The organism is Collinsella aerofaciens, from assembly GCF_041537385.1.
Classification (GTDB): Bacteria; Actinomycetota; Coriobacteriia; order Coriobacteriales; family Coriobacteriaceae; genus Collinsella; species Collinsella aerofaciens_BV.
Map to the genome: position 1 here is coordinate 16,717 of NZ_JBGORS010000005.1, position 21,768 is coordinate 38,484.

General features: G+C 60.5%; 17 protein-coding genes. 6 read left to right on the forward strand and 11 right to left on the reverse strand.

Features of this window, described 5'->3' with window-relative positions:
* Positions 1 to 96: 96 nt before the first annotated feature.
* From queA to ACEG18_RS07285, 3 genes are all read right to left on the reverse strand, one after another.
* Positions 97 to 1,308, reverse strand: a complete 1,212-nt coding sequence (gene queA / locus ACEG18_RS07275; RefSeq protein WP_372542141.1) for a tRNA preQ1(34) S-adenosylmethionine ribosyltransferase-isomerase QueA — start codon at positions 1,306 to 1,308, stop codon at positions 97 to 99.
* 70 nt (positions 1,309 to 1,378) lie between these two features.
* Complete coding sequence (locus ACEG18_RS07280; RefSeq protein ID WP_117564473.1) at positions 1,379 to 1,954, reverse strand: epoxyqueuosine reductase QueH; 576 nt, start codon at positions 1,952 to 1,954, stop codon at positions 1,379 to 1,381.
* A 67-nt stretch (positions 1,955 to 2,021) separates the two neighbouring features.
* Positions 2,022 to 2,591: a DUF3267 domain-containing protein gene (locus ACEG18_RS07285; protein ID WP_372542037.1), complete on the reverse strand. Its 570-nt coding sequence runs from the start codon at positions 2,589 to 2,591 to the stop codon at positions 2,022 to 2,024.
* 133 nt (positions 2,592 to 2,724) lie between these two features.
* On the opposite strand from ACEG18_RS07285, the gene ACEG18_RS07290 reads away from it, so the two are divergent.
* Together ACEG18_RS07290 and ACEG18_RS07295 are read left to right on the forward strand one after the other, a co-directional pair.
* Positions 2,725 to 4,875, forward strand: coding sequence for a methionine--tRNA ligase (locus ACEG18_RS07290; RefSeq protein ID WP_372542039.1), 2,151 nt, complete (start codon positions 2,725 to 2,727; stop codon positions 4,873 to 4,875).
* Between the two features lie 36 nt (positions 4,876 to 4,911).
* A complete protein-coding gene (locus tag ACEG18_RS07295; protein WP_372542041.1) occupies positions 4,912 to 6,015 on the forward strand; it encodes an RsmB/NOP family class I SAM-dependent RNA methyltransferase in 1,104 nt (367 codons plus the stop codon).
* Positions 6,016 to 6,039: 24 nt separating this feature from the next.
* Here ACEG18_RS07295 and ACEG18_RS07300 read toward each other — a convergent pair whose 3' ends face one another.
* Positions 6,040 to 6,210 (reverse strand): hypothetical protein, encoded by a 171-nt coding sequence (locus ACEG18_RS07300; protein ID WP_158564430.1) that lies wholly within the window; start codon positions 6,208 to 6,210, stop codon positions 6,040 to 6,042.
* Positions 6,211 to 6,400: 190 nt separating this feature from the next.
* Between ACEG18_RS07300 and ACEG18_RS07305 the strand changes: the two genes are divergently transcribed.
* The gene (locus tag ACEG18_RS07305; RefSeq protein WP_372542043.1) at positions 6,401 to 7,492 is read left to right on the forward strand and encodes a beta/alpha barrel domain-containing protein; all 1,092 of its coding nucleotides are present in this window, start codon (positions 6,401 to 6,403) and stop codon (positions 7,490 to 7,492) included.
* A gap of 81 nt (positions 7,493 to 7,573) precedes the next feature.
* On the opposite strand, the gene ACEG18_RS07310 is transcribed toward ACEG18_RS07305, so the two are convergent.
* Entirely contained in the window at positions 7,574 to 8,464 is an 891-nt protein-coding gene (locus ACEG18_RS07310; protein WP_372542045.1) for a DegV family protein, read from the reverse strand.
* 320 nt (positions 8,465 to 8,784) lie between these two features.
* Here ACEG18_RS07310 and ACEG18_RS07315 point away from each other — a divergent pair, with 320 nt between their 5' ends.
* The 3 genes from ACEG18_RS07315 (at position 8,785) to ACEG18_RS07325 (ending at position 11,801) form a co-directional block, all read left to right on the forward strand.
* Complete coding sequence (locus ACEG18_RS07315; RefSeq protein WP_372542047.1) at positions 8,785 to 10,701, forward strand: fructose-1,6-bisphosphatase; 1,917 nt, start codon at positions 8,785 to 8,787, stop codon at positions 10,699 to 10,701.
* A gap of 78 nt (positions 10,702 to 10,779) precedes the next feature.
* Complete coding sequence (locus tag ACEG18_RS07320; protein ID WP_372542049.1) at positions 10,780 to 11,175, forward strand: GtrA family protein; 396 nt, start codon at positions 10,780 to 10,782, stop codon at positions 11,173 to 11,175.
* 218 nt (positions 11,176 to 11,393) lie between these two features.
* Positions 11,394 to 11,801 carry a GtrA family protein gene (locus ACEG18_RS07325; RefSeq protein WP_022095123.1) on the forward strand — a complete coding sequence of 136 codons (408 nt, stop codon included), beginning with the start codon at positions 11,394 to 11,396 and terminating at the stop codon, positions 11,799 to 11,801.
* A gap of 159 nt (positions 11,802 to 11,960) precedes the next feature.
* Here the strand turns inward: ACEG18_RS07325 and ACEG18_RS07330 are convergent, their stop codons facing one another.
* From ACEG18_RS07330 to ACEG18_RS07355, 6 genes are all read right to left on the reverse strand, one after another.
* The gene (locus ACEG18_RS07330) at positions 11,961 to 12,869 is read right to left on the reverse strand and encodes a DUF4430 domain-containing protein (protein WP_233503973.1); all 909 of its coding nucleotides are present in this window, start codon (positions 12,867 to 12,869) and stop codon (positions 11,961 to 11,963) included.
* Positions 12,870 to 12,878: 9 nt separating this feature from the next.
* Complete coding sequence (locus ACEG18_RS07335) at positions 12,879 to 16,313, reverse strand: DUF4430 domain-containing protein (protein WP_372542051.1); 3,435 nt, start codon at positions 16,311 to 16,313, stop codon at positions 12,879 to 12,881.
* 431 nt (positions 16,314 to 16,744) lie between these two features.
* Entirely contained in the window at positions 16,745 to 18,508 is a 1,764-nt protein-coding gene (locus ACEG18_RS07340) for an ABC1 kinase family protein (RefSeq protein WP_372542053.1), read from the reverse strand.
* 8 nt (positions 18,509 to 18,516) lie between these two features.
* Positions 18,517 to 18,933: a hypothetical protein gene (locus ACEG18_RS07345; protein ID WP_055250902.1), complete on the reverse strand. Its 417-nt coding sequence runs from the start codon at positions 18,931 to 18,933 to the stop codon at positions 18,517 to 18,519.
* 99 nt (positions 18,934 to 19,032) lie between these two features.
* Positions 19,033 to 20,556 (reverse strand): C69 family dipeptidase, encoded by a 1,524-nt coding sequence (locus ACEG18_RS07350; RefSeq protein WP_196025214.1) that lies wholly within the window; start codon positions 20,554 to 20,556, stop codon positions 19,033 to 19,035.
* Between the two features lie 355 nt (positions 20,557 to 20,911).
* Positions 20,912 to 21,766, reverse strand: coding sequence for a bifunctional 5,10-methylenetetrahydrofolate dehydrogenase/5,10-methenyltetrahydrofolate cyclohydrolase (locus tag ACEG18_RS07355; RefSeq protein ID WP_372542055.1), 855 nt, complete (start codon positions 21,764 to 21,766; stop codon positions 20,912 to 20,914).
* Between the last annotated feature and the right edge of the window lie 2 nt (positions 21,767 to 21,768).

Sequence of the window (21,768 nt, forward strand, 5' to 3'; positions counted from 1 at the left end):
TTGACCTTCTGGTCATGCCCGACGATTGAACGTCAGATTGTCCAAATGCGGCCCGCGCAGCGTCGGCCGGTTACGGCGTTTGGAAAACGCCGTAACCTACTGAATGAGCATCGCGTCGCCAAAGCTGAAGAAGCGGTAGCGCTCCTCGATGGCGGCGGCGTAGGCATCCATGATCTGGTCGCGGGTGGCAAGCGCGCTCACGAGCATCATGAGCGTGGAGCGCGGCACGTGGAAGTTTGTGATCAGCGCGTCAACCACGTGATAGGTCGATCCGGGCATGAGGTAGAGCTGCGTCGTGGCGTTCTCGCGCACCACGATGTCGCCGCGGCCGAGCGTATCGGCCCCGTCCTCGCGGCCCTCAAAATAGCGCGCCGTCACAGCCGGATCGGACACCGGAGCATCGGCGTCAAACGCGCTCTCGAGCGAGCGCACCGCCGTGGTACCGACAGCAATCACACGATGGCCCTCGGCCTTCGCCTTATGCACGGCGTCGACAACCTCCTGCGACACGTGGTAGCGCTCGGTGTGCATCACATGCTGCGTGGGATCGTCCTCCTCCACCAGACGGAAGGTATCGATGCCCACCTCGAGTTCGACGGCGGCAAACTTGGCACCCTTGGCCTCGATGGCAGCCATAAGCTCGGGCGTAAAGTGCAGACCCGCCGTGGGAGCGGCAGCCGAGTGCTCTTCCTTCATGGCGTAGACGGTCTGGTACTTCTCGGGATCGCCCTCGTAATCGGTAATGTAGGGCGGCAGCGGCACGTGGCCGGCAGCATGGATGGCCTCGTCGAGCGTGCGCGGGTCGCCGGCGGCATTGCAACCGGCCGGCTCAAAGCGCACCAGACGGCCACCACGGCTATCGGTGACAAAGTCGATGACCTCGGCCGTCAGCACCACGGGAGCCCCCTCGGGCGCATGGGCGCCACCGGCGCGATACTCAATCTGGGCACCGGGCTTCAGGCGCTTGCCCGGCTTGACCAAGCACTCCCAAACATGGCCCAGCGGGTCAACATCCTCGCGGCGCTTGAGCAGCAGCGTCTCGACCACGCCACCCGAGCCCGATTTGCGACCGATCAGGCGGGCCGGCATCACGCGCGTCTTGTTGATGACGAGCACATCGCCCGGCTCGATATAGTCGATGATGTCGCGGAAGATGCGGTGCTCAACGGTACCGCCGTGCTCCAGCGGCTTCCCCGCCTGGGAGCCTTTGCGATCCACCACCAGCAGGCGGCAGGAGTCGCGCGGCTCGGCAGGAGCCTGGGCAATCAGTTCCTCAGGAAGGTTGTAGTCAAAATCATCGGTACGCATAGACACGTCGGATACTCCTTATATAACTAAAGTCCGCTCTACATCCTAGCAGGCTGACGTCCCAAACGAACTACTTTTTGGCGGCTTTGCGCTCGTCGCGGATGCGGGCGCGGTCCATGGCCGCCTCGACAGCAGAAAAGCGGCAGCCGCAGTAGTTCTGTCGATACATGCCCAGTTCGCGCGAACGGCGCGTAGCCTCGGGATAATACGGGCGAAAATCGCGAATCACCGGGGTGAGCCCATGAGCGGCCGCCAAACGCTCAAGCACGTCATTGCAGGTGTCGAACAGCTGATACGGCGAGACGGCGAGCGTCGTACCCACATATTCAAACCTGCGCTCCTGGGCAACGCGGCATGCCTCGGCCAAGCGCAAGGCATAGCACGAGCGACAGCGACGGGGCCGATCGGCACCCAGCGGGGCCACGCCGGCCTCCCAGCGCTCGCGGTCCTCCCCCGCCTCGATGAGCTCGATGTCGCCATCGGCACACCACCGGCGCAGCTCGTCCAGACGCCGCCGCCATTCATCGCGCGGTTGAATATTGGGATTGGTCCAGCAAATCGTGGGCTCAAACCCCTCCTCGCGCAGCAGGCGAACCGGCTCAAGCGAGCATGGTGCACAGCACGCATGCAGTAACAACGACTTCATCGACATCCCCGTCCCAGAAAACTCACCCCGACATCATGGCAGCTAAAATAGCCCCGCCCCAAAAAGACTACTTTGCGAAAAAGCGCACGCCAAAGGACGTATCCTCGCAGGCGACGATACGGCGGTCGCGCAGAATGGTCCGCACGTAATACCAATCACCCACACAGCCCGACAAGTGCAGACCAGTCGCCAGGTAGCACAGCAGCGGATAGTCCGAGAACGCAAACCCCAGGGCAAATGCTGTCGTCACAACAACCGTCGGCGCCAGGCAAACCGCCATGTACCGCCGGCGCGAATACACAACGCCCTCGGCGCAGGCATAGATCATCGCCGTCTCGCGATTCGCCCCAAAGGTCACCTGCGCGCCCGCAGGCGCCAGCAGCTTAAAAAACACCGCATGCACCAGCTCGTGCACGGCAAACGATGCCATTGAGACCGCAGCCAAGCCGACTATCCAGCCCACGACAGCCATCCAGCCGCCCGCCTCAGCCGCGTCCAAGTCCGCAGGCCCGCCCAACAGCATAAACACCGGCACCAGGCACACGGCAAACACCGCGATCACGGCCATCCCCCACACGAAGCAAGCGTGTAGAAAATCCTCGTCCTCAAACGCATGTATGTTGGAAATCTCATTCATAGCATCTTAGGATAGCGCCCCTGCCACGCACCCGCCCGCATGTGCGATAATGTCGAACGATATGCACGAATTGACCACCGCGCCGCCGAACCCCGTGCCCGGCCGCGCTCTTACCTATATGCGAAGGAGTCCCATGGCATCCAAATACTCCATGAACGACCGTCCCAGCTGGCCGCGCCGCGCCATCGTTACCGCCGGCGAGCCCTACGGCAACAAGGGTCTGCACTTTGGCCACGTCGGCGGCGTCTTTGTCCCGGCCGACTTCTTCGCCCGCTTCCTGCGCGACCGCCTGGGCCGCGAAAACGTCATCTTCACCTCGGGCACCGACTGCTACGGTTCGCCCATCATGGAGAGCTACCGCAAGCTCAAGGAGAACGAGGGCTACGACAAGTCCATCGGCGAGTATGTCGAGTCCAATCACTCCCGCCAGGCCGCGACCCTCAACAACTACAACATCAGCTGCGACATCTACGGCGGCTCGGGCCTTGAGCCGGCGGCCCAGATCCACAACGAGGTGACTGCCGAGATTATCGAGCGCCTGCACGAGCAGGGCACCATCTCCAAGCGCTCCACGCTGCAGTTCTACGATGCCAAGGCCGGCACGTTCCTCAACGGCCGCCAGGTCATCGGCCGCTGCCCCATCCAGGGCTGCAAGTCCGAGAAGGCTTATGCCGACGAGTGCGATCTGGGCCACCAGTTTGAGCCCGAGGAGCTCATCGCGCCCAAGAGCCAGCTCACCGGCGAGGTGCCCGAGCTGCGCCCGGTCGACAATCTCTACTTTGACCTGCCGGCCTACCTCGACTTTATGAAGACCTACACCGCCAAGCTCGCCCAGAACCCGCAGGTTCGCTCCGTGGTCTCCAAGACCATGGAGGAGTGGCTGCTGCCGACTCAGCTCTACATCCAGAACAAGTTCCGCGAGGCCTTCGATGCCGTCGAGGACCAGCTCCCCGAGCACACCGTGCTGGAGCCCGAGGGCAACAAGAGCAGCTTTACCGTCACCTTCCCCAGCTGGAAGGAGCGCGACGACGCCCACGCGGTGCTCGCCAACGGTGGCGTGCGCTTCCGCAGCGGCAAGGCACTCGTGCCCTTCCGCATCACCGGCAACATCGACTGGGGCGTTCCGGTGCCCGAGGTCGATGGCGTCTCCGACGTCACCTGCTGGTGCTGGCCCGAGAGCCTGTGGGCGCCCATCAGCTATACGCGTACCGTGCTCGCGCGCGATGCCAAGGCCGCCGGCGTGACCGAGGGCGTCGCCGCCCAGGATGCCGCCCTCATGGGCGAGCCCGCCGCCGACTCCACGCAGGTGCCCGCACCCACCTACCAGCACAGCTCGCTCGACTGGCGCGACTGGTGGTGCTCTGACGACGCTCAGATTTACCAGTTCATCGGCCAGGACAACATCTACTTCTACTGCATCGCGCAGACCGCCATGTGGGAGGCCCTGGGCTGGAACCTCACACAGAGCACCGTCAGCGCCTGCTACCACCTGCTCTACATGGGCAAAAAGGCCAGCTCGTCCTCGCAGACGCCTCCCCCGCCGGCAGACGACCTGCTCAACCACTACACCTGCGAGCAGATGCGCGCGCACTGGCTGTCGCTCGGCCTATCCGAAAAGCCGGTGAGCTTTAGCCCCAAGGCATACGACACGCGTGTGACCGGCAAGGACAAGGACGGCAACGAGGTACGCGCCTGCGACGACAAGCGCGTTATCGACCCGGCCCTTAAGGAGAGCGCGCTGCTGGCCGGCGTGTTCAACCGTCTGGCCCGCAGCTGCTTCTACGGCGTCGCCGTCAAGGAAGGCGACGAGAGCCCCTACCGCAACGGCTGCATCCCCGCCGGTGCCGCTTCTGACACCGTGGTCGAAGCCGCCCAGCAGGCAGCCCTCGCCTTTGAGCAGGCCATGTACAAGTTCGAGACGCACCGCGCGCTTGCCGTGTGCGACGACTACCTGCGCGCCGCCAACAAGCGCTGGAGCGACGCCTCCAAGGCCGCCAACAAGCTCGAGGGCGAGCCGGCCAATGCCGCGATGACGCAGGCCCTTGTCGACGCCTTTACCGAGCTGCGCGTGGCGACCGTCCTGATGCACGGTATTGTGCCGGCCGGCTGCGAGCTCATCTGCGAGTACTTCGACGTCGACCCGGTCGCTTTCTTTAGCTGGGATAACATCTTTGCCTCCACGGACGAGTTCGTGGAGATCCTGGGCGAGAAGCCCGGCGAGCACCGCGTGAAGCCGCTGCCCCCGCGCTTCGACTTCTTTAGCAAGCACGAGAGCCAGTACTAAACACTCGACATGTAATGGAATGGGAAGGAAAGACGGATGTCCAAGCCGCGTCGTCGTAAGCAGAAAAAGCAGGTCAAGGCCGAGCTCAAGCTCAGGCAGTTTGCCGCCACCGAGCTTTCCGACCAGCTTGCCGCCCTTCCTTGCGCCGCCGACCTGCCGCGCTTTATGGTCGACACGGTCGCCGGCGCCTATGCGCCCGCCGATGCCGAGCTCATGATCAAGGGCTTCGGCGCCGCGGTCACACGCCCGGTCACGCTGCGCGCCAACACGCTCAAGGCAACCGCCGAGGACATCGCTGCGGTGCTCGATGCCGCCGGCATCGCCCACAACCCCGTCGCCTGGTACCCAGACGCCTTCATCCTGCCCGACGCCCAGGTTTCCGACCTGTGGGACCTCGACATCTACCGCGACGGCAAGATCTACTTGCAAAGTCTGTCGTCCATGATGCCGCCGTTGGTCCTGGGCGCCCAGGCAGGCGAGGACATCCTGGACATGTGCGCGGCCCCCGGTGGCAAGACGACGCAGATCGCCGCCCTCACGCAGGGCCAGGCGCACCTTACCGCCTGCGAGATGAGCATTCCCCGCGCCGAGAAGCTCGAAGCCAACCTCCACCGCCAAGGCGCAAAAAACGTGCCCGTCGTGCGCATCGACGCACGCGAGCTCGACGAGTTCTTCCGCTTTGACCGCATCCTGCTCGATGCCCCCTGCACCGGCACGGGCACCGTCATCAGCGGCAACGAGAAAAGCCTGCGCGGCCTGACCGAGCAGCTGCTGAGTAAGTGTACCCGCTCGCAGCGAGCACTTCTGGACCGCGCCATGGGAGCCCTTAAACCGGGCGGCACGCTCGTCTATTCGACTTGTTCGATCTTGCCGCAGGAAAACGAGGACGCCCTGCAAGAGGCCCTCGACAAGCACATGGATTGCGAGCTTATCCCCCTCGACGGCACGCCGAGCGAAAGTGAAACGCGCCGTGCTCAGGAAGTTGGCGAAGAGCCACGCATCGAGTGCAACGCCCTCACCGAGGCCATCGCCGCCAGCCACGTCTCGTCCGTCGCCAACGGTATGCCCGGCACGCTGACCATTCCGCCTAGCCGCGACTTTGAGGGCTTCTACATTGCCCTGATCCGAAAACGCAGCTAGCGCACGGATCCAAAACTCAACAAGCTATCTCTGTGCGCGTTTGCCCTGCTGGTCGCGATGCTGTTTAAGCATCGCGCGCTCCTTGCGTTCGGCCCTTTTGCCTTTAATGGCCGTAACCACAAAGTAGATGACCGCGGCGGCAACGATTGCGCCCACACACAGGCCAATCGAGCCCAACATTGCTGTCAATTCCATACCGCGTCACCTCTCTTTTAAACGGGACTTTCAAGATAGCACCTCGATCCCCGCCACCACAGCTCCTTCACGTTCGCCGCCCTTCGGTCTAACGAGGGACGCGGCGGGGAAAAATCAACTCGTCAAACGATTTAGCAAGCACAACGCTGCCGGCACCCTGCCGGCCGTCATCACATAGAATCGAGCCTCCATGGATACCCTCAACGATCTAAACGAGCGCGTCGACGCCTTCGTCGGCACCAGCTCCTTCGACACGCCTGCCGCGGCAAACGACCAAGCTCCCATCGATGTGCCTGCCGAAGTTCACGAAGACATCGTCGCCTCGGTCGATTTCTCCGAGGTCGAGCTCGCAGACGAGTTCACCGAGCCCCAGGTAGCCGTCACGCCCAACGGCCTGCTCCCTATGGAGCCCCTGCCCATCGACGGACGTCTGCGCAAGGCTGCCCTTCGCATGCCCGACGAGATCGAGGAGGCCAGCGGCTTCACGCTCTTCGGCCGCCGCATCAAGTCGCTCATTTACACCACCGATGTCGCGGTCATCCGCAACTCCAACGCCGATGCCGTCTTTGCCGTTTACCCCTTCACGCCGCAGCCGGCCATTACGCAGGCACTGTTGACCGTCGCCGAGTGCCCGGTCTTTGTAGGCGTGGGCGGCGGAACTACGACCGGTAAGCGCTCCGTGCAGATGGCAGCCGTCTCCGAGATGCAAGGCGCGGCGGGCTGCGTGGTCAACTCCCCCGCTACTGCCGAGATGGTCGAGCACATCACCAACATCGCCGACATCCCCGTCATCGCTACGGTCGTTCGCTGCGACGACGATGCCCACGCCAAGGTGCGCGCTGGAGCCAAGATTCTCAACATCGCCGCCGGCAAGAACACGCCCCAGATCCTACGCGAGCTGCGCAAGCACTATCCCAACCTGCCGCTCATCGCGCCGGGCGGCAAGACGCCAGAGAGCATCCGTGAAACCATCGCCGCCGGCGCCAACGCCATCATCTGGACGCCGCCTTCGGCCCAGCAGCTACAGACCGACATGATGCAGCGTTATCGCAAGATGAAGGAAGACGCCACACCTGTCATCTCGCACGACGATGTGCCCATTATCGACCAGGTCTCCGCCGCCGAGGTCAGCCAGGTCGAGAACATGAATCCCGACGTGCCGATTCCCGACGAAGTCATCGAGCGCGTCGCTTCGATCCACGAGCGCGTCGAGGAGCATCGCGCCAACCGCGGCCTCAAGCCGTCACTGCACGGCTTCTTCTTCCGCGGAAAGAAACGCTAACCCCAACAGCAAGGCCCGCCCCACAAACGTGAGGCGGGCCGTTTTCGTTTGAGCAATCATGCAGCGATGTGATGGGGCAAACTAATCCACGCGCTTGTCGCCCATAAAGAAGAGCGCCACCGTACCAGGTCCGGTATGCGAGCCAATCAGAGTACCGATGTTATTGATCTCAATCTTGCCTTTAAGCTGCGGAATCTGTTCCTCGATCAGCGCCGCAACTGCCTCGGCATCCTCGCGGCACGCCGAGTGCGACATGACGCACTTACCCGAATAATCCGCACCGTCCTGCACGTGTGCCATCATGGTCTTAGCCATCTCGGAAATCGCGCGCTTCTTAGTGCGAATCTTCTCACGTGGCGACAGCCCACCTTCGCAATCGACCGTCATAAGCGGGCAAATCTTAAGCGCCGTGCCGATGATCGCGCTCGCAGCCGAAATGCGACCGCCGCGCAGGTAGCTCGACAGATCGGTCGAGAAGAACCAGTGGTGCAGGTTGAGCTTGTGCTCCTCGATCCAGGCAGCCGTCTCGTCGAGTGAAGCCCCGCTATCGCGCACGTCGGCGGCACATTCCGCCAGCAGGCCAAAGCCCGAAGACGCCGCCAGCGAATCGATGACGCGCACCTTGCCGCCCTGGGGATAGCGATCCGCAAGCATCTGCGCCGCAACGCAAGCCGAGCCATACGTACCCGAAATACCCGACGACAACGTCAGGTGCAGCACGTCTTTACCCTCGGCAACAAGCGGCTCCCAAAACTCCTCGTACTCACCCACGCTCACCTGAGACGTCTTGGGCATGGCGCCTGCGGCAATCTGGGCAAAAAACTCGTCCGGCGTAATCGACTGATACAGATCGTCCGTATAGACAACATCGTCGAGCTCGTAATGAAAACACACGACAGGGATATTGCGCGATTCAAAGAACTCCCGAGTTCGATCGGCGGCGGATTCACAGGTCGGGACAAAATCACTCATATGGGGCTCCTTACTCATTGCTGCGCAAATTATCGCACAGTGAGCCTACATACGGTACATATGTCCACTATTTACCAAATCGAACCAAAAATTGCGAACATCTTTACCACCATTGTTTCCACCGACCCCACGCATAAATATCTGAGAAAACACCCTCTATCGTCTCCACCCAACCGCCATATCTACCTTCACTAAATCGATTTACCAAACCGTTCAGCCGACAATTCAGCCGCTGGCGCAAAATCGAAACAAAAGCGGCGCATACTGATAAACGTTTGACGCTGTTTATCAGTTTTACCAGCCCTATCGGAAGGTGTTTCATGGTCGCATTCGATCGCAATCCGCAAGACTTCAAGTATCTGCGTCTGCTGTCGAGACAGTTTCCCACCGAGCAATCCGCGTTTACCGAGATCATCAACCTCTCGGCCATCCTCAACCTGCCAAAGGGCACCGAGCATTTTATGAGCGACGTGCATGGCGAGTACGAAGCCTTTATGCACATCCTCAACAACTGCTCGGGCGTCGTGCGCGAACATGTCGACGAGATCTTTGGCGACACGCTCTCCTTTGACGAGAAGGGCGAGCTGTGCACGCTCATCTACTACCCGCGCGAGAAGATCGAGCTAGTCCGCAGCCGGCGCGAGGACTCGCCCACCTGGTACAAGACGATGCTTGACCAGCTCATCATGGTCGCCCGCTCGCTTTCGAGCCGCTATACGCGCTCCAAGGTGCGTAAGGCCATCCCACGCGATTACGCCTACATCATCGACGAGCTGCTGCACACGCATCCGGACGAGAACAACTATCGCGTGCGTTATCACGAGCGCATCGTGGAGTCCATTCTGGAGACCGCCAGCGCCGACGACTTTATCGAGTCGCTCGCCTCGCTCATCAAGCGCCTGGCCGTCGACCACCTGCACCTGGTGGGCGACATCTTCGACCGCGGCGGCGGCGCGGCCAAGATTATGGACCGTCTGCTCACCTACCATTCACTCGACATCCAGTGGGGCAACCACGACCTGCTGTGGATGGGCGCTGCGGCCGGTGAGCCCGCCTGCATCGCCACGGTGCTGCGCAACAACCTACGCTACGACAACTACGAGATCCTGGAGAACGACTACGGCATCTCGCTGCGTGAGCTTGTCGCCTTTGCCGATGCCACCTACACCGCCGGTGAGTCCATCACCCCGCTGATCAAGGCCATCAACGTCCTGCTCTTTAAGCTCGAGGGCCAGATTATCCAGCGCCACCCCGAGTTCGACATGACCGACCGCCTGTTACTCGACAAGATCGATCACGACACCGGCACGGTCACGCTCGCCGACGGCAGCGTGTGGCCGCTCACGACCAACGACTTCCCCACCGTCGACCCGGCGGACCCCTATACGCTCACGCCCGAGGAGCAGCACATCATCGACAAGCTCGTGTCCGAGTTTGTCACCGCCGATCACCTGCATCGCCATATCGATTTCCTCTATTCTCATGGCTCGATGTACAAGGTCGCCAACGGCAACCTGCTGTTCCACGGCTGCGTGCCGCTCAACGAAGACGGCACCTTTAGCAGCATGAACTGCCTGGGCACCTGGCACGCTGGCCGCGATTATCTCGATTTTTGCGACCACATCGCCCGCCGCGCCTGGCGCGTGGGCGACCGCGACGCCCTCGACTGGATGTGGTACCTGTGGATCGGCTTTAACTCACCCGCCAGCGGACGCCTGGTGCGTACCTTTGAGCGCGCCTATATCGCCGATAAGAGCACCTGGGTCGAGCCGATGGACCCGTACTTTACGCTTACCAAGTCGCCCTCGGTCTGCGACGACATCATGCGCGAGTTTGGCGTCGCGCCCATGGCATGCTCACCGACCGGTCACATCATCAACGGCCACACGCCCGTTAAAACCACCAAGGGCGAGCAGCCCATCCGCGCCGAGGGCAAGCTGCTGGTCATCGATGGCGGCTTCTGCCGCGCTTACCATCCCAAGACGGGTATCGCCGGCTATACGCTCATCTCGAGCTCGCGCGGCTGCCGTCTCAAGTCGCACCGGGCCTTTACGACGGTTGCCGAGGCACTCACACGCAACGTGGACATCGAGAGCGAGACCAACCGTTTTGACCAAGCAGACCGTCGCCGCATGGTGAGCGACACCGATTCAGGAGCCAAGATCCGCAGTCAGATCCAGGACCTGCGCCAGCTGCTCGATGCATATAGAAACGGTGCTATCGAGGAGCGCGCCTAGCCCCACCCGCGGGGATTGGCTAAACTTGCTGAGTTTGTCATCCCCACGGCGTCCCGGCGCCACCCTAAGGCAGGTACCATGCAAAAGCTCCTTGCGCAGATTATGAAGTTTGGCGTCGTCGGCGTCATTGCCACGGTCATCGACTTTGGCATCATGAATCTGCTCCACTACGGTCTGGGCCTCAACATCCTAATCGCCAACACCAGCGGCTTTATCATCTCACTCATCTTTAATTACGTCGCCAGCATGAAGTACGTGTTTGCGCACAAGGAAGGCATGAGCCGCCGCCGCGAGTTCATTATCTTTGTCGTGCTGTCCGTGATCGGCCTGGCACTCAACGACGGTATCGTGTTGACGCTCAACGCCGGCCTGGGACTCGAGGCCAATATCGCCAAGATCTGCGCCACCGCGCTTGTCATGGTCTACAACTTTGTGACCCGAAAGATCTTCCTGGAAGGCGACGAGACCAAGTAACTCGCAACCTTACAGCCTTACGATGCCCACGGATGACGCGCGTCGAGCGCTGTGTTGTTCGTGGGCTTTGCTCGTTTACGGGCAAATTTTCAACGTTTGCGGATTAGCTCTTGAAAATTTGGCGAGTTCGTATAGTTCTTGGCAAAGACCTTACGTTTCCCTTGCAAAAGCTCTAAAGTATCCTCTGCTCGATTCATCAACGCATTGGATGTGATTACGTGCGCAAGGCACTGGCACAACCTCATACCAAGCAGTTCCTCAAGTTCGCTGTCGTGGGTCTTATCTCCTTTGGCATCGACTGGGGTATGCTCATTGCGCTCGTCGAGCTGTTTCACCTCGACTTTTTGATGAGCACCACGGTTTCGTTCATCACGTCCGTCGTGGTCAACTACTGGCTCAGCATGAAGTACGTGTTCGACCATCGCGAGGGCATGAGCCGCAAGCGCGAGTTCACGATCTTCACCATCCTGTCGGTGATTGGCCTGGGCCTCAACGATCTGTATATGTTTGTGGGCGTCACGTTTTTGAGCATCGGCTACCAGGCCATGAAGGCCATCGCCACGTTCTTGGTCACCTGGTACAACTACTTTAGTCGCCGCTTCTTCCTCGAGGGCGCACGGTCGTAGTCGATTCACTATTTGCTTGAATGTATAACCGGTTGGAATTCCCATTCCAACCGGTTTTTTGTTTGCCGAGAGACCCGGCAACCCAATCCCATTCGCATGAAAAACGGGCGGCCCGGATGTTTGTCCGAACCGCCCGTCTGGCGCGCTATGTCGAGGCCTCTAGCCTGTAACGTAATACCAGACCACGTTGTCGCCGTTGGAGAGAACGTAGTTGCTGCAAGCCGTCATGGGCGTTGAGCCGTTGACGGAGTACATCCAGCCGCTCGTGCCGCCGTACTGTTTCTCGGCCAAACCACCAATCGCGGAGACATACGTGCCGTACGACGAGCCATGTGCGTTGACAGAAAGGCCCAGCGCGCACAGGGCATCGTAGACGGTAGCGCCTTCGTTAAAGGTAAAGGTGCCACCAGAGGACACAGGATTGCCCACAGCGCTCGATGTGACCGAAACCGTCACCGTGACGTAGCTGGACTCCTGCGAGCCGCTCTGGCCGCCCGAGGAGACGTTTCCACCATTAGAGGATGAGGCTCCATCAGACGACTGGCCACCGCCCGAAGAAGCACCGCCAGACGCATTGGAAGTATCACCGGTTCCCGTATTTTGGGCAGCGGATTTATCGCCAGACTTCTTGCCGTCCTGGTCCTCGGACTTCTTGTTATCCGAGTTCTTGTCCGATTCCTTGTTTGAAGACTCGGAATCGTCCTTGGACTTGGACTCATCAGAATGCTTGGACTCATCTTTTGCGTCATTCGATGACTTGGAATCCTTGGAACTGGCCTCGCCCGAAGCGGCAGACGAGCCAGACGCCTTGGTGTCCTTGGTGACGACGCTCTCCCCCGACACGGTCTGAATGATCCAGTCGATAGACCAGGCACCGCTTGTGGAAGGATGGACGAAACCCAGCGAGACGACGATCAGAATGGTGCACGCGGCAGTCAGAACGCCGAGGAGCGCCTTGCGGCGAGGGGCGGACGCCGCCGAAGCGGCGCCCTTTTGCTTTGCATCGTCAAGCTGGATAAACGAGGAATCTGGTTGCTTGGGGTCAGCGTCCTTGGATTTATTGGACACAGCCCTCACCTACCGACGTTTGGTGAACACGAACACACCGACGATGGCGAGACCGATGACGCCGGCGGCGATGCCAACAATGGCGAGCGGGTTGGTGCCAGTCTCCTGCTCGGAAGCACTAGAGGACTTCTTAGCAGTAGTCGTGGAAGCAGCACCCGTATCGGACTTGGAATCGGACTTCTTGTCGGACTTGCTGTCCTTCTTGTCAGACTTCTTGTCAGACTTCTTCTCGTCCTTCTTATCGGACTTATCGGAGCCCTTCTTGTCGGACTTGTTGTCCTTGGTCTCGGTCTTGGTCGACACCGTCGTCTTGGTCGTCGGCTTATGACCCGGGGCGATAGCGCCGCCGGCCTGCTGGCCCTTAGAGCCGGAGCCGGAACCCGTGCCCGTGCCAGCGCCAGCACCAGAACCGTTGCCAGCGCCACCGTTGCCACCATTAGTGCCAGAACCGCCATTGCCGCCAGGGTTAACGGCATTCTTGGTCCACTTGGCATACAGCGTCAGATCGGCCGTCACCGGTGTACTGAAATCATACGCCTGCGTGCAAGCCTCATCGGTATACCAACCGCCGAAAGTGTAGCCATCGCGCGTCGGATCGGCCGGCTTGACCAGCTTGCCGTCGGCCGTAGTCTGGAAGTCGACCTTAGAACCCTCGCCAGTCTCAAACGAGACCTTAACGCCACCACTCAGCTTGAAAAGCGTGCCGGAATCGTTGATGTAGTAGAGGTTACCCTTGGCATCGCAGGCAATCGGCGAGTCACAGTAATTGTTGTGTCCCGCTGCGCTAAACGCACCGGTCGCCTGTGCGTCACCCATCTTGTAGCGATACACGCCACCGCCCGAGGTGTAGTTCACATAGTCGGAAGTCGCACCATAGTTGACAGTAAAATAAACGTACGTGTCATCCGCCTGGACACTCACGAGCGGTGCGCCCTTGATGCCACCGGCAGGAAGCACGGAGCCATCGGCAGACGAAACCAACGTCGTAGCAAAGTCATTATCAAGGTCGACAATCGCCAGCGCCGAACCGCCAGAAACCTCGCCACCGACAATCAGCTTATTGCCATACAGCGTGGGCATGCAGGCACAACCCGTAAGACCAAGATCGATGACGCGTTCTTCGGAAATGCGCGAAGAGGCCCTTGCGTTTGCGTCCGACAGTGCCAGCACGTGGAACTTGCCGTCACGCGAGATCACATAGGCATGCTTGCCGTCTTTGGACAGTACACAGCCGGAGTTGACGATGGCACCAACCGAAACGCTGCCGAGCACATCACCCGTCGACTTGCTCAGCATCTCAACGGTACCTGCACTCGTCGGAACCAGAATATAGCCGTCGCCCACTGTAGCGCTCGTCCAGTAGTAGCCCTCATCAGCATTAACATGCTGCCAAGAAACGGCGCCGGTCAGTATATTAATACGCGTCAGATGACCGTTATTGTACGTACTCGTTCCATAGTCGACATCAACGGTGCCAACGTAGAGATAGTTGCCATCGACCGTCAACTGGGAATTTGACTGGGCAGATTTGCTCACAGAGTCAGTGACCCAAACCGTCGTCAGCGTATCGGCCGTCAGAGCCTGGACCGCACCGCCGTCAAGCGGGACGATGACCAAGCCTTTCGTATAAATCGGACGCGTGGTGTAGCCAATCGCAGTCTGAAGGTTCGACTCGGCAAGCACCTTGCCCGACTCGGCGTCGATCTTAAGCAAACGCTTGTTCACGGCAAGGTAAACGTTGCCGTTCACGACAATAGGCTCGCTCGCATTGGAATACGTGGCACCCGAGTAGGCCCTCCAATCGAACGTCCAAGAGCTTGCCAGCGCGCCCGTAGGCGTGGACACGTTCTTGACCACCGCATTGGAATTGCCACTCCAGTCGGCTTTCCAATCGGTCGGGCGCGAAGCGCTCGGATCGACTACGACTTCATCGGGATTAGGAACGGTGTCGCCAGGGGCGTAAGCCCAGACGATTTTGTCGCCCGACTTGAGCACGTAATCGCTATCGAGCTGAGGCCCGGGAACGCCGTTGACAAAGAACGACCATGCACCCGACAGCTCGGTGCCATCAAGCGGGGAGACAAGACTATGAACACCCCAATAACCAAATTGGTCGTACATCTTGGACTCAATGCCAATGGCATCGAAGTAGGCAGCGGAAGCGTCCTTGATCGTCGTGCCCTCGACAAACACCTGCGTCGAAGGATCGGTCCAGCGCTGCGCCTTCTCATCCTTCTTACCGATGATCTCCATTGAAACGGAAACCTGGCCGGGCATGGTTCCATCAAAGCCATAGACCCAGGTAACCTTGTCCCCGGCCTTGAGCGTGTAATTGCCCGCGCCGACATTGGCCGCCTGACCGTTAACGAAGAACTGCCAGAATTTCCAAGTGTTTTCGTTAACTTTCTCGCTCGAAAGCGTCACGGTCTTGTTGAACGGTGAAGTCAGCGACTCGAGATACCAGCCGTACGTGCCTTTCCCCGTTTTGGCGCCAATGCCAGCCTTTTTAAAGGCCTGCTCGGAAAGATCAGCAGCGGTCGCGCCCTCTTCCACCAAAGCTGTCGTGGGCTGCGCCCATGTCTGCTGAGCGCCCGAGGCGTCCTGGCCGATAACGGTGCAGCTAACGGAAATCTGATTGGCGGGCGCGGGGTCACCGTACTTCGAGTAGCACCAGACGACGGAGTCGCCGTCCTTGAGCGTGTAGCCGCCCGCGCCGACCTCGGAGGCGCTGCCGTTGACGAACAGCTGCCAGTACGCGCCGGTCGCCGAGTCGTAGCCGAGCTTGCGGTCCTTATCGAAGGGCGACGTGATCGTGTTGAGCGCCCAGCCCCAGGTGCCGTTGGGATCGTAGTCGGCCTTGAGGCCGGCCTGCTTGAAGAGCTGCTCGGAGAGGTCGGCCGCGGTCGAGCCCTCCTTCAGCGTGATCCGCTGCGCGGCGGCCCAGGTCTGCTGGGCGCCCTTGGCGTCGGTGCCGACGACGGAGCACGTGGCAGAGACATCCTGGCTCTCGGCCTTGACAGGCTGAGTCTTGGCCTCTCCAGCGGCAGAGACAACGGCGGCGTCCTGCTTCGAGGCATCGGGCGTCGATGCAACCGGCGCCTCATTGCCTGCAGCGCTATCGTCCTCAGTCTTGTCGGTAGGGCCCGAAGTTGTCGCGGCGGCATCTTGCTCGGCAGTGCCCCCATTCGCCACCACGCCGCTCGCATTGAGGTCGGCAGCAGGGCTTGTCGCGGACTCACCAGAGCCGTTCTCGGCAGGCGGTGCCGTCTGAGCCACAGCCTCGGCAATGCCCTCGGCGCCCTCGGCCCACAGCTGAGCCGGCGTGGTGCCAAAGGCCATCGCGAAGGCCAGGAATGCCACCAGGCCGCGCTTAGCTACACCGCGTGCAATCGCGCCACGGCGATGCAACGAGGCGCGCTCGCGCTCGTCCTCAAACATATCCATTTGTCCCCCATTGTCTGTACTTGGAGCGTTACCTTGAGGCTGCCCCACGTCATCGCGCATGTTGCGCTCGAGTTCCCCCATCGGGGTCCCCCTTCCCTCCAGAGCCCTATGCACACCGGCGGCATACGCCGCAGCCGCATACAAGATGGGAGGCGATCCGACTTAACCTTAACGGCTCAGGCGCGCCGTCCGATCTGCGACACGAACATCCCGAGCCAAGAGGAATTACGGTTACTGGTACAGCCGGGGACTTGCACCCCAATTCTCCCAAACGCGCAGGAAAACCGCGCATTCGTGCGTCTCCGCACCACCATCTAGGCCATCGATTATTACCGTCAGTATGGTATCACGCAAAAGGGCCTCGCACGCAGGCGAAGCCCAAGGTAAAAGCTATTGTTTGCGATAGGAAAATGCGGTGACGGTCGCGGCCTCTAGTGCTTGCCGCCGTGACTGTTGAGCCAGATATTGCGGCCCAGCATAAGCGCCAGCACCAGTGCGCTGACGTAGCCCATAAAGCCAATGACCGGGATACCAAACACAACCGGCTCGATGCGCGCGTAGTACACCACCGACGAACCGATAAACAGGCCAGCAATCACAATTGCCATCGACATGCGGTCGATAATTCCGCCCAGCTGTCGCAGCGCCTTATCGCTGCTCATGATCTGCGTGTTCACCTTAAGCTGGCCGCGCGTAAGCATGTGCGAAGCCAAGCCCAGATACTCGGCCGCCTCGAGCGAGCCTTTTGCCGCGCGATAGCTGCTCGCGGCAAGATCGCGTCCCATATCGCGCACACGCGCATAGGTGCTTTTTTCGTTTTTGATGTGCGTCTGGATGATCTGGATCATGTTGACGTTGGGCATGTACTCGGTCAACAGGCCCTCGAGCGTCACCATGCCGCGGGCGAACATCGTTACCACGCTCGGCAGCTCAACGTCATTCTTACGCGCGAGGTTTAACAGCGAGGTCAAAAACTCGCCGATATCCAGGTCCTTCAGGTCAAGGCCCGCAAAGTCAGCCACGATAAAGTCAAGATCGGACAAAAACGCTGAATGATCGAGCTCAGCCGAGTCGCCACGCGTCACGGCGAAGCGCATGAGCGAATCCTTGAGCTTGGGCACGTCACCCTCGGCCACGGCGAAAATCATGTCCTTGACGATACCGCGATCGTGACTCGACATGCGTCCGACCATGCCCAAGTCGATAAAGTAAACGATGCCGTCCTTGAGAATAATGTTTCCCGCATGCGGGTCGGCATGGAAAAAGCCGTCATCGAGCACCTGCGTCGAGTAATCCTCGACGATTGCGGCACCGATCTTTTCCAAGTCATAGCCCTCGACCACCAAGCGTTCAGGATCGGCGATCGAAATGCCGTCGACGTAGTCCATAACCACCACGTGCTCGGTGCACAGGTCCAGATAGGATTTAGGACACGTCACGCCATGAACGCTCTTATGGAACTCGTAGAAGTCGTTGAGGTTTTTGGCCTCGGCCAAAAAGTTGGTCTCCTCGCGAAACGAGGCCCACAACTCCTCGACTACGCCGTGCAGGTCAACAAATTGATCGGTGTTGACGAACTTGGAAACGATACGCACCACCGAGCGGATGATATCGATGTCCTGTGCCATAACCTGCTGCGCACCGGGACGCTGCACCTTGACGGCCACGTCCTCGCCCGTCACCAGACGAGCGCGGTGCACCTGCGCGAGCGATGCGCTACCAAGCGGATTGGGGTCGATCGCATCGAACATCTCCCCCAGGCGCAGGCCGTATTCTTCTTCCAGACAACTGAGTACGACCTCGTACGGCACCGGCTCCACGTCGGAGCGCAGACGACGCAGCTCGTCGCAAAAGCGTTGCGGCAGAATCTCGGACCGGTTAGCCAGAATCTGCCCCATCTTGACGAACATGGGGCCGAGTTCCTCGAGCAGGCGGCGCAAACGAACCGGCGTGAGGTTATCCCACACGCGGTACTTTTTGACCAGGCGAACAATCTGCCCGATGCGCTCGCGGCGACCCGCCGGCGTGAGCTGGTATTCTTCATCCGGCGCCATCGCGTCGGGCTCCTCGGGGACCATATCGACAGCGCGCGGCTTCTTGCGAGCGCCCGAGACGGTGGCATCGACCTCATCGACAACCGCCGCCTCGTCACCCAAGGGATCTAGATTGTTGTAATCGGTGGTGGAATCTGCCATCTGCGCTGCTACTCGGCCTCTTCGGTATCCTTCGCATCGTCGGGCTCAACGGACTCGACGGGCACCGAGGTCACGTTGTCCTCGACCGAATCGACGATGTCGCGCACATGGGCCAGGAAGGCCGTGCGCTCGGGGGCGGTCATGACGCGGACGCGAGCCAGAATGAGTTCGTCGAGCACGCGCTGAGCCGCGGTCTCGCCCTGCATGCCCAGACGCTCGGTCAGGTCGGAGATGGTGCCACCGGCTTGCTCGAACATGTCGGACACGCTGCGGGCGATATCGGGGGCGCCTGCGTCCTTGCGCACCTGCTCACCCTTGGTATTGAGGTCGTCGAGGACCTTCTTGCTACCCTCGACGGCAACAGCGGCGGCGCCGAAGCCCACGTTGATGGCGCCGTTAACAAGCTGATCGAGTTTCATAACCATGGTTGTCTCCAATCACAAACAACTGCATTGGCGTTCTTGTACCCAAGATTGAGTGAAAGCGACAAAGCGTTTTAGCGCTATTCGATCGACGGGAAATCCCTACCTCACGTTGTCGTTCATCGCGAAAGAGTTCTTCATGGCGCAGCTCGTGGTGTAGAGCACCTTGCCCAGTAGAGCATCGGTCTCCACGCGAACACGCTCGGCAAAGGCCTCATTGGCGCGTGCAAGCTCGGCAGGTACCTCGGCCTCGGGCAGAGCGGCTACGGCAGCATCGACGTCATGGATCTGCTTGTGGCCCATGCCACCGACCTTCTCCTGATAATCCTCGACCGCGCGACCGCACTCATGGAAACGGACGTCGGCCAGGGCGCCGATCAGGCGGTTGGCCCAGTAGAAGTTTTCGGACGTCACGCGAGCCTGCGTATCGGCATAGTACTCGGGCATGGTCTCGACGTTGGCGTACAGTGGAACCAGCGCGTTAAACGAGTTGGAGCCAAACGCCATCCACTGCACGGCGCGATAGGCCGGCTGCGCATAGGGACGCAGCTGCAGCACGGCGAGCTGGCTGTTGCGGTTGATACCGATGGGGCGATAGGCGCCACGCGTAGCGGGCGTGCCCTTGCTGCCGTAGCAGTCGTACTCCGTGCCCTGGTAGTGGCTCGAAAGCACGTACTTGATGTCCTCGATGGTCACCTTGCGCTCGGGCACGCGGCTCCAGGGAATATCGTCGCTCTCGGGCGTGTAGTCGGCGTCGGGGCCGTCCCACACATCGCTGGGGTTGAGGCAGCGCTGCATGTACCACGCGCGCGGCGTGTTGTAGACATGGTCGCTGTCGCTGTGCGAGCCAAAGGCCTCGCGCGGGTTGAAGACCGCAGCCGGGCCGTCGCCCTCAACGCCCAGCGTCAGGTCCAGATGCCACTCGGCCATCCAGGCGCGCAGGTCGGCGGAGCACATGTGGTCGGCTTGGGCGCCCTCGGCGTCATCCAGGTCAAAGCTGTCGATACCCAGCTGGTTGGGCATAGTCACATAGGCGTCATCGGGCACGCGCTTGGCAATCCAGTGGTGGCCGCCGATGGTCTCGAGCCACCAGATCTCGTCCACGTCGCTAAAGGCGATGCCGTTGTTCTCGTAGGTGCCATAGCGCTCGAGCAGGTCGCCCAGAATGCGTACGCCGTCGCGGGCGGATTTGGCATATGGCAGCACCAGGGTCACCATGTCCTCCTCGCCCAGACCGCCGGGCTGCGCCGGAACATAGCCGTCCTCGCCCTCGTTGCCCTTGGCGGGCACGTAGTCGACGAGCGGGTCGGCGCCGCGGACGCGCTCGTTGGTGGTGAGCGTCTCGGTTGCGGACATGCCCACATTGAGCTCGTTGAAACCGGCCTCGGCCCAGATGCCGTGGCCCGGGACAACATCGGGGACGCTCGTGTAACGCATGGGGTTATCGGGCAGCTCAACGGTCAGGTGACTCAGGACGCTCGTGTAGACGCGCGGCTGCTCGTCGGGATGCACCACGCGCATACGCTTGGGCTCAAACACCCCGTTGGACGAGTCCTCGTTGCGGGCAACCAACGTCGACCCGTCGTAGCTCGCGTTCTTACCAACCAAAATCGTTGTGCACGGCATGCGCATCCTCCTTGAGCGAAGAAATCAAACGATAACAGTGTATCGCTTCAGCGCAGAAAGGGCGAAACCGCGGCGCTGGCAACCCCCGTGGTCAAAAAATGCCAAATATGAGTACTGTCACCAATTTAGTAACAGCAATTTTGCTACGCATGGATGTCAAAAATCTACATTTGTTCAAAAATTAGATGATGTAATTCCTCATAGGTCCAATAAAATAGGCTCTCTATCGATAATAAATATCGTTAGAGAGCCTATTTGACCTAAAATATATGTGACTATCTTGGCAACAGTACTCATATTTGGCATTTTTTGTCCACGGGGTATAGAACTAACCCCCTCAAACAGCCCAAAACGCCTATTTCGATGCGCGCTCGGCCGCCTCGATCACGTGTTTGGCGAGGATCGCCGTCGTCACAGCGCCCACACCGCCCGGCACGGGCGTGATGGCGTTAACGACCGGCTCCGCAGCATCAGAATCGACGTCACCCACCAGCTTGCCAGCGGCCTCGTCCCAATTAATGCCCACATCAATGATCGTCTGGCCCTCGCGAACCGCGTCCACACCAATCGTACGCGCGCGTCCAACGGCGGCAACCACAATGTCGGCAGCACGGCACTCGGCAGCAAGGTCGCGCGTATGCGTATGGCACGTTGTCACAGTCGCATTGCGCGCCGTAAGCATGGCGGCAACAGGACGCCCGATCACCAGCGAGCGACCGACAACCGCGACCTTAGCCCCATCCAGCTCAACGCCGTAATGATCCAGCAAAGCAAGCACGGCTTCGGCTGTGCAGGGGGCAAAACCCTCGCCGCGCCCCGAAAGCGTGGTGAGCAGCGAAGCCGGCGTCATGGAGTCAACGTCCTTGGCAGGATCGAGTGCCGCGGCAACCGCGTCCTCGTCAAGGCCGGCGGGCAGCGGGCGGAACATCAGGCAGCCATGAATAGCCGAATCGGTATTGATGTCCTCGATGGCCGTCAACAGCTCGTCCTGCGAAACATCGGCGGGAAGCAAAATGCGGCGAGCTTCAATGCCAACCTTCTCGCAGCGCTTGAGCGCACCGCGCTCGTAGGACAGGTCGTCCTCGCGCTCGCCCACGCGAACGATGGCCAGCGTCGGCACAACGCCGCGCTCACGCAAAGCCGCGCAGCGAGCGACGAGCTCCTCGGTCAAAGCGCGGGCAACGGGAGCACCCTTCAGCAGCTCAGCCATGG

What these genes read in the sequence shown, in the direction of transcription:
- queA (WP_372542141.1), bottom strand. Translation starts at nt 1,308, where the DNA reads ATGCGTACCGATGATTTTGACTACAACCTTCCTGAGGAACTGATTGCC.
- ACEG18_RS07280 (WP_117564473.1), bottom strand. Translation starts at nt 1,954, where the DNA reads ATGAAGTCGTTGTTACTGCATGCGTGCTGTGCACCATGCTCGCTTGAG.
- ACEG18_RS07285 (WP_372542037.1), bottom strand. Translation starts at nt 2,591, where the DNA reads ATGAATGAGATTTCCAACATACATGCGTTTGAGGACGAGGATTTTCTA.
- ACEG18_RS07290 (WP_372542039.1), top strand. Translation starts at nt 2,725, where the DNA reads ATGGCATCCAAATACTCCATGAACGACCGTCCCAGCTGGCCGCGCCGC.
- ACEG18_RS07295 (WP_372542041.1), top strand. Translation starts at nt 4,912, where the DNA reads ATGTCCAAGCCGCGTCGTCGTAAGCAGAAAAAGCAGGTCAAGGCCGAG.
- ACEG18_RS07300 (WP_158564430.1), bottom strand. Translation starts at nt 6,210, where the DNA reads ATGGAATTGACAGCAATGTTGGGCTCGATTGGCCTGTGTGTGGGCGCA.
- ACEG18_RS07305 (WP_372542043.1), top strand. Translation starts at nt 6,401, where the DNA reads ATGGATACCCTCAACGATCTAAACGAGCGCGTCGACGCCTTCGTCGGC.
- ACEG18_RS07310 (WP_372542045.1), bottom strand. Translation starts at nt 8,464, where the DNA reads ATGAGTGATTTTGTCCCGACCTGTGAATCCGCCGCCGATCGAACTCGG.
- ACEG18_RS07315 (WP_372542047.1), top strand. Translation starts at nt 8,785, where the DNA reads ATGGTCGCATTCGATCGCAATCCGCAAGACTTCAAGTATCTGCGTCTG.
- ACEG18_RS07320 (WP_372542049.1), top strand. Translation starts at nt 10,780, where the DNA reads ATGCAAAAGCTCCTTGCGCAGATTATGAAGTTTGGCGTCGTCGGCGTC.
- ACEG18_RS07335 (WP_372542051.1), bottom strand. Translation starts at nt 16,313, where the DNA reads ATGGATATGTTTGAGGACGAGCGCGAGCGCGCCTCGTTGCATCGCCGT.
- ACEG18_RS07340 (WP_372542053.1), bottom strand. Translation starts at nt 18,508, where the DNA reads ATGGCAGATTCCACCACCGATTACAACAATCTAGATCCCTTGGGTGAC.
- ACEG18_RS07345 (WP_055250902.1), bottom strand. Translation starts at nt 18,933, where the DNA reads ATGGTTATGAAACTCGATCAGCTTGTTAACGGCGCCATCAACGTGGGC.
- ACEG18_RS07350 (WP_196025214.1), bottom strand. Translation starts at nt 20,556, where the DNA reads ATGCCGTGCACAACGATTTTGGTTGGTAAGAACGCGAGCTACGACGGG.
- ACEG18_RS07355 (WP_372542055.1), bottom strand. Translation starts at nt 21,766, where the DNA reads ATGGCTGAGCTGCTGAAGGGTGCTCCCGTTGCCCGCGCTTTGACCGAG.